General features: G+C 69.6%; 8 protein-coding genes. All 8 read right to left on the reverse strand.

All coding sequences use genetic code 11. The features are described from left to right. Positions 1-20 precede the first annotated feature (20 nt). The 8 genes from ACF8O7_RS11260 to ACF8O7_RS11295 all read right to left on the reverse strand — a co-directional run bounded on the left by ACF8O7_RS11260 (position 21) and on the right by ACF8O7_RS11295 (position 14,433). Positions 21-1,316, reverse strand: a complete 1,296-nt coding sequence (locus ACF8O7_RS11260; protein ID WP_392443369.1) for an ABC transporter substrate-binding protein — start codon at positions 1,314-1,316, stop codon at positions 21-23. A gap of 91 nt (positions 1,317-1,407) precedes the next feature. Then, a complete protein-coding gene (locus tag ACF8O7_RS11265) occupies positions 1,408-2,475 on the reverse strand; it encodes an ABC transporter ATP-binding protein (RefSeq protein ID WP_392443371.1) in 1,068 nt (355 codons plus the stop codon). Between the two features lie 102 nt (positions 2,476-2,577). After that, entirely contained in the window at positions 2,578-3,978 is a 1,401-nt protein-coding gene (locus tag ACF8O7_RS11270; protein ID WP_392443373.1) for an amidase, read from the reverse strand. Positions 3,979-4,109: 131 nt separating this feature from the next. Next, the gene (locus tag ACF8O7_RS11275; RefSeq protein ID WP_392443375.1) at positions 4,110-5,054 is read right to left on the reverse strand and encodes a helix-turn-helix domain-containing protein; all 945 of its coding nucleotides are present in this window, start codon (positions 5,052-5,054) and stop codon (positions 4,110-4,112) included. 95 nt (positions 5,055-5,149) lie between these two features. Beyond that, on the reverse strand, positions 5,150-7,231 hold the full coding sequence (locus ACF8O7_RS11280; protein ID WP_238001983.1) for a BCCT family transporter: 2,082 nt from the start codon (positions 7,229-7,231) through the stop codon (positions 5,150-5,152). A 186-nt stretch (positions 7,232-7,417) separates the two neighbouring features. Beyond that, positions 7,418-7,714 (reverse strand): hypothetical protein, encoded by a 297-nt coding sequence (locus tag ACF8O7_RS11285; protein WP_084027320.1) that lies wholly within the window; start codon positions 7,712-7,714, stop codon positions 7,418-7,420. Between the two features lie 39 nt (positions 7,715-7,753). Beyond that, positions 7,754-8,281: a DUF2867 domain-containing protein gene (locus ACF8O7_RS11290; RefSeq protein WP_392443377.1), complete on the reverse strand. Its 528-nt coding sequence runs from the start codon at positions 8,279-8,281 to the stop codon at positions 7,754-7,756. Between the two features lie 89 nt (positions 8,282-8,370). Next, entirely contained in the window at positions 8,371-14,433 is a 6,063-nt protein-coding gene (locus ACF8O7_RS11295; protein ID WP_392443379.1) for an alpha-2-macroglobulin, read from the reverse strand. Positions 14,434-14,595: the final 162 nt, after the last annotated feature.

Here is a 14,595-nt window from a genome sequence, read left to right on the forward strand (position 1 = left end):
CGGTCAGCGGCACTGCGCCATCACTTGTAGCGGCGCAGGATGCGGTCTGCTTCCTTTTGCGCATCCTGCAGGGCCTGGGCCGAGGTCTTGCTGCCGTTGAGGGCGGCCTGCACGGCGTCGTTGAGCACCTTGGTCACGCGCTGGTTCTCATGCGTGGAGAACTCGGCCACCGATACGGGCAGCTGGTCGCGCGCCACCAGGGCCTGCGGGAAGTCCTGGCCGTACTTCTTGAGCGCGGGCGTGTCATAGGCGGCGGGCGAGACGGCCACGTAGCCGCTGTCCATGCTCCACTGCGCGGCCAGCGAGGGCTGGGTGACCCACTTCATGAACTGGAAGGCCGCCTCCTGCTGTTCCCGGGGCGCCTTCTTGAACAGGTAGAAATTGCCGCCGCCCGTGGGCGAGCCCTTGCGCACATTGCCTGCGATCTGGCCCACGCCGAAGTCGAATTTGGCATTGGCGCGGATATTGGTCAGGTTGCCCGTGGTGGTGACGATGATGGCGGCCTTCCTTTCCATGAAGTCCTTGGGCGTCGTGCCCCATTCCACCACGCCGGCCGGGTGCACGCCCTCCTTGACCAGGCCCACCCAGAAGTCCAGCGCCTCCACTACCTTGGGGCTGTCCAGCGTGACCTGGGTGCCGGCCTCGTTGGCCAGCAGCACGTCATTGGGCGTGGTCAGGGTCTGCAGCATCCAGTAGGCAAAGCCCGTGGACGGGATCTGTATGCCGTACTGCAAGACCTTGCCGCCGGCGTCCTTCTTCGTCAGCCTGTGGGCGGCTTCCTTGAGTTCCTTCCAGTTCTGCGGCGCCTTGCTCGGGTCCAGGCCGGCTTCCTTGAAGGCTTCCTTGTTGTAGTACATGACCACGGTGGAACGCTGGAAGGGCACGCCCCAGGTCTTGCCGCCCGCCTGGCTGTTGGCCATGAAGGCCGGGTAGAAGCCCTTGAGCCAGGCCCGGTCGGCATCGGTCTTCACGAAGTCGTCGATGGGGGCGATGGCGTCCTCGTCGATCAGCGTGAACATGTCGGTGGACAGCAGCACCGAGCTGGCCGGCGGCTTGCCCGACTTGTGGGCCGTCAGCGCCTTGACGATGGTCTCCTGGTAGGTGCCCGCATAGACGGGCGTGATCCGATACTGCGGATGGGCCTTGTTGAACTCGGCCGCATAGCCGTCGATCACCTTGGTGATGGGGCCGCCCACGGCCACGGGGTAGTAGAACGGCACCTCCAGCGGCGTCTGCGCGCTGGCGGTGTTCAGCAGGCCCGTGGCGGCCAGGGCGGCAGCGGCTGCGAGGGTTTTGAGGAAGGCATGGCGTTGCATGGCGGACTCTCCTGGAAGGTGCTTCGGATGCGAAAGCCGGAACGGCTGAAACGGTGGAACTGCGGAGGAAGATAGAAGCGGTGCCACGGCATCAGGCCGTGCAGCGCCGCCCCTTTTCGTCAAAGAAATGCGTGGCCTCGCGCGCCCAGCGCAGGCCCACGAGCTGGCCCGGCTGCAGGCCGCCGAGCTGGCTGCCAGCGGTGCGCACCATCAGTTGCTCGCTGCCCACGCGGCAGCGCAGCACCAGGTCGGCGCCCAGGTATTCGAGGCTTTCGATGTCGGCGGCCACCACGGGGCCGCTGCCGACATCGCCATGGAGCGACAGGCGCATGTCCTCGGGCCTGACGCCCAGCCAGCGCGCCTGGGCCGGCTGCTGCAGGCCGGCGGGCGCGGCGCTGGCATGGCTGCCCGCGATGTGCAGGCCGTCGAGGCGCGCGATGTTCATGGCCGGCGTGCCGATGAAGCGCGCGGCAAAGGTGGTGGCGGGCCGGCGGTAGATCTCCTGGGGCGCGGCGCACTGCTCCACGCGCCCCTGGCTGAGCAGCACCACCTGGTCGGCCATGCCCATGGCCTCGGCCTGGTCGTGCGTGACATAGACCACGGTCAGGCCCAGGCGCCGCTGCAGCTCGCGCAGCTCGGTGCGCATTTCCTGGCGCAGCTGGGCGTCGAGGTTGGACAGCGGCTCATCCATCAGGCAGACCCGGGCGCGGGCCACCAGGGCGCGGCCCAGCGCCACGCGCTGCTGCTGGCCGCCCGACAGCTGGCCGGGCCGGCGCGCCAGCAGCGCGTCCAGGCCCAGCAGCGCAGCGGCCTCGTCGATGCGCCGGCGCGCCTCGGCCGCCGGGACCTTGCGCACGGACAGGCCGAAGCCGATGTTCTGCGCCACCGTCAGGTGCGGGAACAGCGCGTAGTTCTGGAACACCATGGCAATGCCGCGCCGTGCGGGCGGCAGTTGGGTGACGTCCTGCCCATCGATGCGCACACGGCCCGAGGTGGCGCTTTCCAGGCCCGCGATGATGCGCAGCGTGGTGGACTTGCCGCAGCCCGAGGGACCGAGCAGCACGCAAAAGGATCCGGGTTCAATGCGCAGATCCAGCGCCTGCAGTGCCGTGGTGCCGCCCCAGGACTTGGCGACACCTTCCATCTCGATCAAGGACATCACGCCAGTCTAGGAAGGCTGTGTGACAGGCCCGTGTCGCGCCACCGGACTGGCGCCCCGCGCAGCTCAGGCAGCTCAGGCAGCTCAGGCAGCTCAGGCAGCTCAGGCAGCAGGGTGCCGTCTGTGCCAGTCCGTGGCCTGCTGGAACGCCCAGCCCGCGCGCACCAGCAGGTCTTCGCGGAAGTCGGGGGCCACGAACTGGAAGGCCACGGGCGCGCCCTCGGGAGTGCGTCCGCCGGGCAGCGTGATCGTGGGGCTGCCCGTCAGGTCGAACGGGCAGGTGTAGCGCAGCATGCCCGAGAACAGCTCGGCATCGGAGCCGAAATGCGCCATGCGCTGCAGCGTGGGGGCCGCAAAGGCCGTGGCGGGGACCAGCAGCAGGTCCACCTGCGCGAAGAGTGCGCGTACCTGGCCCGTGAAGTCCGCGCGGCGCAGCAGCAGCCGCTGGTAGTCGGTGGCGGACAGGCCCAGCCCCAGGTCGATCAGCCCGGCGAGCCCGGGGCCATAGGCCTCGCGCCGTGCAGGGAAAGTGGCGCCGTGCGCCACGGCGGTCTCCACCGCGCACAGCGCCGGCCAGTCCTCCACCGCCTCGGTGGCATCGGGAAAGCGGACTTCCTGCACGCTGGCCCCCAGGCGCTGCGCCACCGCCAGGGCCTGCTCCACCGCCTGGCGGGAGGGGGCATCCACGCCGTCCAGTGCCCATTGCCGGTCCATGCCCAGGCGCAGGCCGGAGAATCCGCGCGTCATCATGGCCAGATAGTCGGGCACGCTGCACTGGCTGGCCGTAGGGTCCAGCGGGTCCGCCCCGGCGATGGCCGCGAGCATGGCTGCGGCATCGGCGGCACTGCGCGCCATCGGGCCTATGTGGTCCAGGGACGCGGCCAATTCGAAGGCGCCGTGGCGGCTCACCCTGCCCCAGGTGGGCTTGAGCCCCGTGATGCCGTTGGCGGCCGATGGAAAGCGGATGGAGCCCCCGGTGTCCGTGCCCAGCGATCCGAAGCACAGCCCCGCCGCCGTGGCCACGCCCGAGCCGCTGGACGAGGCCCCGGGCCACAGCTGGGCTCCCCAGGGGTTGACGGGGGCAGTGATCTCGGGATGGTGGTCGGCGAAGGCGCCTTCGGTCTGCTGCAGCTTGCCCAGGATGACGGCGCCGGCCTCGCGCAGCCTGCGCACCACGGTGGCATCTTCCGTGGGGCGATGGTCGCGGTGCAGCGTCATTCCATGCGTGGTGGGGACGCCCCGGGTCCACAGCAGGTCCTTGAGCGCCAGCGGCACGCCGTGCAGCGCACCGCGGCGGCGGCCCTGCGCGATCTCCGCGTCGGCGCGGCGGGCGTCCTCCAGCGCCTGCTGCGCCATCACCGTCACGTAGCTGTGCAGCCGCGCGTCCACGGCCTCGATGCGCGCCAGCATGTGGCGGGTCACCTCTTCCGAGGAAATGCGGCGGGACTGGATCTCGCGCCCCACCTCCAGCAGTTCGAGATGGTGCAGTTCGCTGTCGTTCATGGCATGTCTCCCGGCGCCCGGCTCCGGGGCGCCACCGTTGTTGCACTGGAAAAGCCGCACGGGACGCACGGCAGGCCCATGCTAGGGAGCCAGCGGCACCGACGCTTGTTCGTGAGGGTCAGCGACCTTGCTCAGGCGGCCAGCAGGCTGCGGGGCGTGCAGCCGAAAGCCTTGCGAAAGGCTCGGCTGAAGTGCGCCGCATCGGAGAACCCATGCGCGAAGGCCGCCTCGGTCACGCTAGAGCAGCGCCCCTGCATCAGGGCCTGGCGGCTGGCCTGCAACCGCAGCTGCCATACCAGGCCCATGGGCGTCTGGTTGCGCCGCGCAAAGGCCCGCGTCACGGTACGCGGCGAGACGTTGTGCTGCTGCGCCAGCCATTGCAGCGACAGCTCGGGCGAGCCCAGGTTGTCCTGGATGAACGCCTGGATGCGGCCGTGCAGGTCCCTTTCCGAGCGGGGCTGCACGGCCATTTCCTGCATCTCCAGCGCCAGGGCCAGCACATCGAGCAGCGCCATGCCGAAGCGCTGCGCCAAGGCATCACCGTGCGGCGCAGGCGGCATGGCGATGGCCTCGCCGAGCATGGCCCGCAGCGGCGCCACGGCCGGGGCATGGCCATGCAGCGCCCGGCCCGCGTGCGAGGGTGCACGGGCAAAGCGATTCAACAATTCGCTGCGCGGAATGCGCATCAGCAGGATATCGCGGGGCGCCACCGAGAATTCGAAAGGCTGCGCAGCGTCATAAAGCACCAGATTGCCCGCGCTCAGCCGGGCCACTTGCCCGCCCTGGCGCACCTCGGCCTGGCCCTGGAGCAGATAGCCCAGCCACAGCTCGTCGCGGGCATGCAGGCGCAGGTGGGCTGCGTTGCGCACCCAGCGGTGGCTGGGTGCCGACATGGCACTGATCTCCAGCAGTCCCAGGGACCGCACGGACAGCGTGGCCCCGAAGCCGCCGGGACCTGCGGCGTCCCCCTCCGCGCGGTGGCTGTCGGCCGGGATGCAGTGGCGGCAGACCACCTCGTGCCAGTAGTCGAAACGATGGCGTGGCTCCTGCGAATGGGTAGAGTATTCGAGCTGCATGGCAGCGCCCAGTATCCGCAGGCGGCCGCCGGCTGGCACCCCGGTGTTTACCCAAAGGCCCGGGGTGCCGCGACGGCGGCACTGCGCAGCACGGTTCAGCTGTGGCCCGGAGCCCGGTTCAGCAGATGCGTGCGCTGGTCGGCGCTCAGCGACAGGTAGCGCTCGTAGTGGCGCAGGATGTCGGCGATGACTTCCTCGCTGCGCAGGTACTGGATGTCGTGGCCCAGGCGACCGTCCTCGAAGAACGTGATGGGCTCGTAGACATGGCGCCGCTCCTGCTCGCTGGCCGCCTCGCTCACCAGGAAGGTGGGCACCGTGCGGCGCGTGGCGCGCACGCCGTAGACGAAGTCGCGCAGCGAGGGATCGGGCACGGTCAGGCGCACGGCGCCCTCGCCATCCAGGTCCTCGGTGACCACGGCCTGCACGCCGCGCCTTTGCATCTCGGCGGCCACCTCGTTCATGGCGGGCAGCACCACGCCGGCCAGGAACCTGCGCACATCGGCGCGCGAGGGCTGGTGCACGATCTGCTCCAGGCGCTTGCGCCAGTGCTGGCCGCTCCAGAAGCTGGTGGCCGGGGCCAGGTCAGGCGAGAAGTGCGCGCGGTCGGCCTGCAGCCCGCGCCACAACCCGTAGCACAGGGCCAGCATGATGACGGCCACGGGCAGGGCCGCCACCAGGGTCATGGCCTGCAGCGCCTTGAGGCCGCCGGCCAGCATCAGCACCATGGCCGTCACGCCCAGCACGGCAGCCCAGAACAGCCGCTGCCAGACCGGCGAACGCGCATGGCCGCGCGAGGCGATGTTGTCCACCACGAAGGCCCCGGAGTCCGCCGAGGTGACGAAGAACACCGCGATCAGCACGATGGTGAGCCAGGCCACGGGCTTGAACCAGGGCAGGTACTCGAAGAAGCGGAACAGCAGCGCATCCACGTTCGAGGCCGTCTGCCCCAACGCGCCCATGGCCACGTGGGTGTCTATCCAGATGGCGCTGTTGCCGAAGGCCGTCATCCACAGCAGGTTGAAGGCCGTGGGCACCAGCAGCACGCCGGTCACGAACTGGCGGATGGTGCGCCCGCGCGAGATGCGCGCGATGAACATGCCCACGAAGGGCGACCAGGAGATCCACCAGGCCCAGTAGAGGATGGTCCAGCCGCCGAACCAGCCTTCCTGGCTGGGCGGCTCGTAGGCGAAGGTGCGGAACGACAGCTGGACCAGGCCAGACAGGTAGTTGCCGATGTTCTCGCTCAGCGCCTCGAAGAGGAAGACCGTGGGCCCCGCCACAATGACGAAGGCCAGCAGGATGAAGGCCAGCACGAGATTGAACTCGCTCAGGCGGCGCACGCCCTTGTCCAGGCCCGAGACGGCCGACAGCCCGGCCAGGCCGACCACGATGACGATGACCGAGATGCGGAACAGCGCCGTGGAGGTGTCCCATCCCGTCACCGTATGCAGGCCGGCGGCCAGCTGCAGCGCGCCATAGCCCAGCGTGGTGGCGATACCCGCGATGGTGCCCACCAGCGCGAAGGCATCCACGCTGTGGCCGATGGGGCCGTTGATGCGCTTGCCCAGCAGCGGGTACAGGCCCGAGCGCATGGTCAGCGGCAGGTTGTAGCGAAAGCCGAAGTACGCCAGCACCAGGCCCATGGTCCCGTAGACGGCCCAGGCATGAAAGCCCCAGTGGAAGAAGGTGGACTGCAGCGCCTCGCGCGCGGCAGCCGGCGTGGAAGGCACGGCCGTGGGCGGCTTGAGGAAATGCTGCAGCGGCTCGCCCACGCCGAAGTACATCAGGCCGATGCCCATGCCGGCGGCGAACAGCATGGCGGTCCAGGAGATGAAGCTGAACTCGGGCTCCGCATCATCGGGACCCAGGCGGATATCACCGAAACGGCTGGACGCGACGAAGATCAGAAAGACCAGGAACAGCGTGACCGAGACGGCATAGAACCAGTCCATGTGCCCCACCACCCAGGCCTGGGCGCTGGAGAACAGCCGGTCGGCGCTGTCGGGCATGAGGCCGCAGTACAGCAGCAGCAGGCCCAGCACCAGCAGGGAAGGAATGACGACGGGGCCGGAGAACGTGATGCGCGGAGCAGGCTCGGCAGGCGATGGCGTGGCCGCCTGCGGTGCATCCGGTGGCGCGGGTGGCGCCGGTCGGGGATCGGTGGTCGTGTCTGGCATATACCCTCTCTCTTGTGATCAATGGTGTGCCCGGGAACCGATTCGCAATGGTGGCGGACCTGCCCTTGTGGGGCGGGCCGCGTTCCCTGCTCGGGGGATGTCCGCCGGGCAAAGGCCGCAAGTATGCAAGGGCGGCGTGGAAGCAGGCGTCGGACGCCAACGCCAAAGGCTTCCGATTTGCTGACTTCAGGGCCGACGCCCCAGCACGCTGCTCCAGCGCGCCAGCGCAGCCAGTACGGCGGGCCAGAACACGGTATTGGCAATGTCGTGCAGGCTGGCGCCCCAGCGCCAATACCCCAGGCTCGCGATATCGTCGCGCATGTCCAGCAGCTCGCCCGTCATGGCCACCGCCAGGGCCGCCAGGAGGGGCGTCCAGCTGCCCAGGGGTCTGCGCAGCACGGCGCAGGCGGCCAGCGCCACCGTCAGGCCCACGTAGATATGCAAGGCGTCCTTGGACAGCCCCGAGGCACCCACGACGGCCATTTTGATGGCCTGGACAGCCGACGGCTCCATCCGCAGCTTTCAGCCGGCCAGCTTGGCCACCACGGCCGGGGCGATGACGCGGTGGGCCGGCGCCACGCCCAGCATGTAGATACGGCCCAAGGCATTGTGCACATGGACCACGGTGGACATGGCCACGGTGAAGGTGGCCGATGACAGGCCCTCGGGCCGGGGCAGCTTCATGAGGGAGACCTGCACGTCCAGATGCCGGTCGCTGTCGCCCAGCACCACTTCGCTGTCGCTCAGGGCATGGACACGGAAGATGCCGGCACGGTCGCCCACGCGGTAGCTCGATGGCTGGCGCTGCGCATCGACGCCGCTGAGCGTGCCCAGGTCCTTGATGCCGAAGGGCGCCACCACGCGGTTGCGCAGGCGCATCAGAAAGTCGATCCAGCCCGGCGTGCGGCCCACGCAGCGCAGGTACAGCGCCATGGGGCTGCTGCCGTCGTCCGGCAATTGCAGCTGGTAGCTGTCGTGGAAATAGGCGGTCTTGAGGCGGTCCTGCAGGGCGCTGCCCGCGGGAACCGGAGAGAGGATAACTTGTGCCATGGAGCGGAGGGTGATGAAAAAAGGGGGCGGTCCTGCAGCCATCATAGGCCGCAGGGCCGCCCCCTTGTCAGGGCGCCATCAACGCTGCATCAGCGCTTGTCGCTCACCTTGATGCGGGCGTTGGGAACCTCGCCGAACATCTCGGGCGCATACAGCGCCTCCACCCGCGTGGGCGGCAGCGCGAAGTCGCCGGCATTGTTCAGCCGCACGGTGTACTCCACGCGCGTGCTGCCCTTGGGCAGGTACTGATAGTAGGCGCGGTAGGCCTCGAAGCTGCGCTCTTCATAAGCCAGCCAGCCCGCGCCTTCCGCGCGCTCGCCGCCCGAGGCGATCTCCGAGTCGCGCCCCAGACCGCCGCCCAGGATGGTGGCGCCCGTGGGCACGGGGTCGGTGATGGCCACCCAGGTCATGTCGGTGCGGGCCTGCACCTCCAGCGTGACGCGCAGCACGTCGCCGCGCGAGTACTGGCCTGCGGGCAGGCTCTTGTCGGCCTGCTCCACGGGCTTGACCGTGCGCGTGACGGTGTAGCCGGCGCTGAACGGCGCCTTCAGCTGCACGGCCGCCACGGACTGCAGCGTGAGCCAGGGCTTGCCGGTGCCCTGCTGGGTCACCGTCAACTGGCCCTTGCGGGCATCACCCACCGCGCTCCAGGGCAGGAACATGGTGTTGTTGCGCAGGCCGCCGACCACCGTGGTCGCGCCGAAGCTGGACGCCTGGTGCGCCGCGCCCTCGGTGTCGCTGGCGCGCATGCGCGTGACCTGGCTCCACTCCACGCGGGCCTGGGACGCGCCCAAAGCCGCCTGGGTGGCGCCCGTCACGGGCGTGGCCTCGAACTGCTGCGAGAAGCGCTGCAGTGCCAGCGCGCCCCACAGGTTGGCCGTGGTTGTGCCCCAGGCGCCGTTGCTCTGGCGCGAGATGAAGCCGTTGGCCAGGCGCGGCAGCTCTTCCTTCCACGTCGGGTCGTCCATGTTGACCAGCATCAGGCGGGCCAGGTTGACCTCGGGGCCCTGCATCAGCCACCACCACTGGTCGTCCTGCTCGTTGCTGAACGCCACGCGCGTGCCCTGGTAGCTCAGGCGGGCGCGCAGGATCTGCTGGGCCTGGGCCAGCTGCTGTTCGCGCTGGGGCAGCTCGCGCATGTGCTTGAGCAGGGCCACCCAGTCGATAACGGCATGCGTGGGCCAGTCGTTGGGCGCGATGGTGATGCTGTCGAGCATGCGCGGATTGGCGCGGCCCGTCAGCGCCAGCGCCTGGATGGCGGCCAGCTTGCGCATGTCCAGATCCTTGCGCGGGCTCCAGAAGCTGCGCTGGATACGGCCTTCGACGAAGGCGATCAGGCCGTTTTCCATGCGCTCGCGCTCGGCAGCCGGCAGCACGAAGCGCTTGTCCACGCCCTGTGCCAGTGCCGAGAGGTTGAGCAGGTGGGCCGTCAGCGTATCGCTGCCGCGGGCCGCACGGCCCGAACCGTCGCCTGCCAGCGGAAAGTAGCTGGCCAGGCCGTCGCCGTCCAGGTAGCTGGGCAGCTGGCCCATCGTGGACTGCCACAGCGTGGCGTCGCTCATGCCCACGGCCTTGCTGGTGACCTGCTCCAGGCAGCTGTAGGGATAGCGCGCCCACCAGTCGCGCACGCCCGGCAGGCCTTCAGCCAGCTTGGGCGCCAGCGACATGCGCAGGCCGCCGCGGCCGGACAGTGCATCGGCCGGCAGTTGCACGGGCAGGTTGATGCTGCCATCGACCTGCATCAGCGTGCCCTGCTGCACCGTCAGCGGCACGGCCGGGATGATGCGCTGGCTGACCTTCAGCCTGTCGCTGGCCGGCTTGTCACCGCCTGCGGTGTCACGGGCCTCAATCTCCCAGATCAGCGCCTCGGCGCGCGTCTGGCCCAGCTGGGCCGGGGCCGTGACGTTCCAGGCCACCTCGCGCGCCTCGCCCGCGGGAATCTCCACGGTCTGCGCTGCCAGCTCCAGCAGCGTGGCACGCGGCGTGACCTGCACCTTCATGGCCTTGGCCGAGGTGTTGCGCAGCGTGACCATGGCACGGAACTGGTCCTCCTCGCGCACCAGCGGCGGCAGGCCGCTGATGATCTGCAGGTCCTGGGCCGTGCGGATGGGCGCCTGGCCCGTGCCGAACATCGACACGCCATGGTCGGCCACCGCCACCACCTGGAAGGTGGTCAGCGAGTCGTTGAGCGGCACGCTGACCTGGGCCTTGCCCTGGGCATCGAGCACCACGCTCGGATTCCACAGCAGCAGCGTCTCGAACAGCTCGCGCGTCTGGCTGCGGCCACCGCCGCCGCCAGCGGCCACGGCCTTGCGGCCGTAGTGGCGCCTGCCGATCACCTCCATCTGCGCGGTCGAGGTCTGCACGCCCCACTCGCGGCGGCGCAGCATGGCGTCGGCCAGCTGCCAGCTGGTGTTGGGCATGAGCTCCAGCAGGGCCTGGTCCACGACCGCCAGCGCCACCTCGGCGCCAGCGGCGGGCTTGCCGTCGGGCAGCGTGGCGCTGATGGTGACCTTGGCGGTGCCGCGCACCTGGTAGCTGGCCTGGTCGGCCGTGACCTTGACGTCGATGCGATGGGCCTTGGTGCCCACGCGGATCTCGGCCATGCCCAGGCGGTAGGCGGGCTTGGACAGATCGACCAGGGCCGTGGGCGCGATGTACTCCTTGCCCTCATGCCAGAAGGCGTTCCACCACTCACGCGGCGCCTTGAAGCCCCAGGTGAAGAAGCTGTACCAGGGCACCTCGCGCAGCCGCCCGCGCAGGGCCAGCACGCTCACGTAGACGTTGGGCCCCCAGTCGGGCTGGACCTTCAGCTCCACGGTGGGGTTCTGGCCATTGAGCTGCATGACCTGGGTGCTGACGATGCCTTCGCGCTCCACTGCGACCAGGGCCGTCGCATAGCGGAAGGGCATGCGCACCTGAAAGCGCGCTGTCTCGCCGGGCTCGTAGCTGCGCTTTTCGGGCAGCACGTCCATGCGGTCATGGTCCTCGCCGCCGAACCACAGTTCGCCCTGGCGCGTGACCCAGACGCTGGAGGCGGCCTGGGCGGGCCGGCCGTCCTTGTCGGAGGCGGTGACGATCAGCTCGACCTCGCCGGGCTGCGACAGCTGGGCCTCGCACTGCACCATGCCCTGGGCATCGCTGTTGCCCGTGCACACCGTGCCCATGGATTGGAGCATGGTCTGGTTGTCATAGCTGTAAAAGCCCCCCACCAGGCGCTTGCGGCTGCTGGTGGTGACGCGGGAGATGGCCTCGACCTTGACCGGCACGCCGGCCTGGGGCTTGCCGTCCACGCCCAGCGCCAGCGCCTGGAACTGCAGCTTGCGGCCCGTGGTGATCCAGCTTTCGGCACGCACGCCGGCCACGATGGCCGCGGGCCACAGCATCTGCGTGCTGCGCAGGGTCTGCACCTCGCCATTGGGGTCGGCATAGGTGGCCTCGATCAGCAGCTCGCGCGGCTCGCGCAGCTTGGGCAGGTTCTCGATCTTGAGCTTGCCCAGTCCTTCACGGTCCAGCGTCACGGGCAGCTTGTCGGCCACCACCTTGCTGTCCTGGGAGGCCGTGGCCTCCTCGTCATCGCTCTGGCCCGTGTCCTGGGCGCTTCGCGGTGCCGAGAAGCTGAAGCCCTGCCAGTCGCTGCGGTCCATCCAGGTGGAGCGCACCAGGGCGGACACGCGCACCGGCAGGTTGGCGGCCGGGCCGCCGGAGACGTAGTTCACCTGCACCTGCACCGGCAGGCTGGAGACGCCGACCAGGGCCTGCTTGCCTTCGGGGCCCACGCGGCCTTCGAGCACGGGCAGGCGGAATTCCTCGACACGGAAACTGCCCGTGCCGAAGCGGTTGTTGCGCCCGCGCGAGCCGTTGCCATCGCCGCGCAGCTCCACGGAATACGAGCCGAGCTTGGCGCCCTTGGGCACGGAGAAGCTGTTTTCCGCACTCAGGCCGCCCGTGCCCGTGGAACGCCACTGCAGCGGCTGCGTGTACTGCTGGCCGCTGCCTTCATGGGTGATGACCAGTTGCGTGGGCCGCTGCTCGGGCAGCGCAAAGCCGCCCTGCCCCTGGCCGATGCCGGTCTGGGTGCGCATCAGGTGCTTCATGGACACGGTCTCGCCGGCGCGCAGCAGCGTGCGGTCGAAGATGGTGTGGGCCACTTCGTCGCGCTGGGCGCTGCGGCTGGTGGGCACGTTGAAGCGCCAGGACTCGATGCCGCGCTGCCAGTCGCTCCAGGTGAAGGCCAGCTCCTGCTGGCCATCCTTGCCCTGGGCGCGCGCGCTGACGAAGTAGGCCGGCGAGCGGTAGCCGACACCGCCCGTGCACTGGGGCGGCTCGGGCGACAGGCCGTCCAGGCGGGCCACGCCGCTGGCATCGGTGGTGGCCGAGGTCAGCACCTTGCCATTGCAGTCGGAGACCTGGACCCTGGCATTGGCCACGGCCTGGCCCTTGTCCAGCGTGGTGACCCAGGCGGCCGCGTTCTCGCGGCCGAGCTTGAAGTGCACGGACAGGTTGGTCACCAGGGCCGAGGTGCGCACATACATGCTGCGCGCCGAGCCGTAGCGCTCATCGAGCAGCGACTGCCCCAGCAGCGGCGAGGCGATCTCGACCACATGAAAGCCCGGCGTGAGCGGAATGCCCACCACCTCGAAGGGGCGCGGATCGCCCTTGACGGGCTTGGGCAGCTCCAGCGTCTTGACGTCGCCCTGGCCGGCCAGCAGCGACAGCATGCGCGTCTGCACATAGTCGCGGTTTTCGTTGTCGATCACGGGCGGCAGCGGGCCCTTGATGTCGCGCGAGGCGCGCTTGCGGTCCATGTCGGAGGACTCGTAGTCGGCCACGCGGCGCATCCAGGCGATGATCTCGGCATCGCTGCCGGGCTGCTTGGTGCTCACGCGGCTGGCGTCCAGGGACCTGGTGGCCAGCTCGGACTCCACATTGCGCAGCGTCACGGGCAGCAGGGCCGGGCCGTCCGGGCCTTCGGCATAGCGCTCGACGATGCCGAAGGGCGAGGCCGCGAACTTGGCCAGCGGCGGCAGCGCGCCCGTGGCCACCTGCAGCGGGAACATGTCGGCATTGCTCAGGCTGCGGCCTGCCGCGTCCTTGAACTGCGGAGGCAGCTCCACCGTGTAGCGCGCCTGGGCCTGCATGGTGGCCGGGAAGCTCAGGTTCTGCACCAGCGAATCCTCGCTGAGCTTTTCGCCGTATTCGCTGTCGATCACGGGCGCCACCTTGGAGGCGCCGCTGCTCAGGCGAATGCCCTCGGCCAGCTTGCGCGGCACGGGGGCATTGAAGCGCAGGCGCATGGGACGGATCGGCAGGCAGGCGGCCTGGGCGTTCTCGCGCTCGCAGCTGAACTCGGCGACGAAGGGCTCGCGCACGCGGTACTCGAAGCGCTTGTCCTGGCGGCTGGCCACGCCGTTGGGCGTGGCAATGCCGGCGCCGAAGACCAGCTTCATGGTCGTGCCCGCCGTCAGGCGGCGGTTGCAGGCCAGCGTGGCGTACTGCAGCGGGTTCTTGGCAGCGGCCTTGTCCCAGCCGCGGTGCTTGAGCAGCTCGTCGCGCTCCTTGCCTTCGATCAGGCGCACGGGAATGCGCTCGCCCACGCCTTCGGCCGTGCACCACATGTGCTGCTGCAGGCTTTGCACGGTGGCCGGGCCCGACAGGCGCAGCGCGAAGTACTGCTCCTCGTCGATCTGTTCATAGGTGTCGGGTGCCATGTCCAGCACGGCAGGGCCGCCGGTCTGGAACTGGTAGCTGGCAGCGCCCGTCACGGCCGTGCCCGCAGGCGACTTGTAACCGGCCACGAGCTGGGCCGTGCAGCGCACGCCGGGCGGCAGGGCCTGCTTGAAGTCGAACACCCATTCGCGGTCGCTGTTCCAGCGGCCCGTGCCCTGGGTGGCCGCCGCATCGCTGCAGCTGAGCGTGACCGGCGCGGCGGCCTTGGGGTCGCCAAAGCGCACGGCCGTGCCATCGAACTGCACCACCACCTGCTCGACCTTGGCCACCTCTCCCTGCGGGCTGAACTGGCGCACGCCCACGGCCTGCGCCGTCAGCGCCGCCGATCCCAGCAGCAGGCCCAAACCCCACCGGCCCCAGGCCCGGCCGTGCGCCGGCGGACTCTGGAACCCCTTGATCGCTGTCGTGCGAAGCACCCCCATGGCAATCCCTTCTGTCGGGCTCAGATGGCCCGGTGTTTTCTTGGAATGAGCAGGCTTTCAGCGCTGCGGCGCGCGCCGTGCACGGTGCACAGGCTGCAAATGAAAAGCCCTGCGCTGCGGCAGGGCTCGGCGGCAAGGGCTGCAACGAGGCAGATGCCCGCC

This window comes from Delftia sp. WSY_16, from assembly GCF_043104415.1.
GTDB lineage: Bacteria > Pseudomonadota > Gammaproteobacteria > Burkholderiales > Burkholderiaceae_C > Comamonas > Comamonas tsuruhatensis.

What these genes read in the sequence shown, in the direction of transcription:
- ACF8O7_RS11260 (WP_392443369.1), bottom strand. Translation starts at nt 1,316, where the DNA reads ATGCAACGCCATGCCTTCCTCAAAACCCTCGCAGCCGCTGCCGCCCTG.
- ACF8O7_RS11265 (WP_392443371.1), bottom strand. Translation starts at nt 2,475, where the DNA reads ATGTCCTTGATCGAGATGGAAGGTGTCGCCAAGTCCTGGGGCGGCACC.
- ACF8O7_RS11270 (WP_392443373.1), bottom strand. Translation starts at nt 3,978, where the DNA reads ATGAACGACAGCGAACTGCACCATCTCGAACTGCTGGAGGTGGGGCGC.
- ACF8O7_RS11275 (WP_392443375.1), bottom strand. Translation starts at nt 5,054, where the DNA reads ATGCAGCTCGAATACTCTACCCATTCGCAGGAGCCACGCCATCGTTTC.
- ACF8O7_RS11280 (WP_238001983.1), bottom strand. Translation starts at nt 7,231, where the DNA reads ATGCCAGACACGACCACCGATCCCCGACCGGCGCCACCCGCGCCACCG.
- ACF8O7_RS11285 (WP_084027320.1), bottom strand. Translation starts at nt 7,714, where the DNA reads ATGGCCGTCGTGGGTGCCTCGGGGCTGTCCAAGGACGCCTTGCATATC.
- ACF8O7_RS11290 (WP_392443377.1), bottom strand. Translation starts at nt 8,281, where the DNA reads ATGGCACAAGTTATCCTCTCTCCGGTTCCCGCGGGCAGCGCCCTGCAG.
- ACF8O7_RS11295 (WP_392443379.1), bottom strand. Translation starts at nt 14,433, where the DNA reads ATGGGGGTGCTTCGCACGACAGCGATCAAGGGGTTCCAGAGTCCGCCG.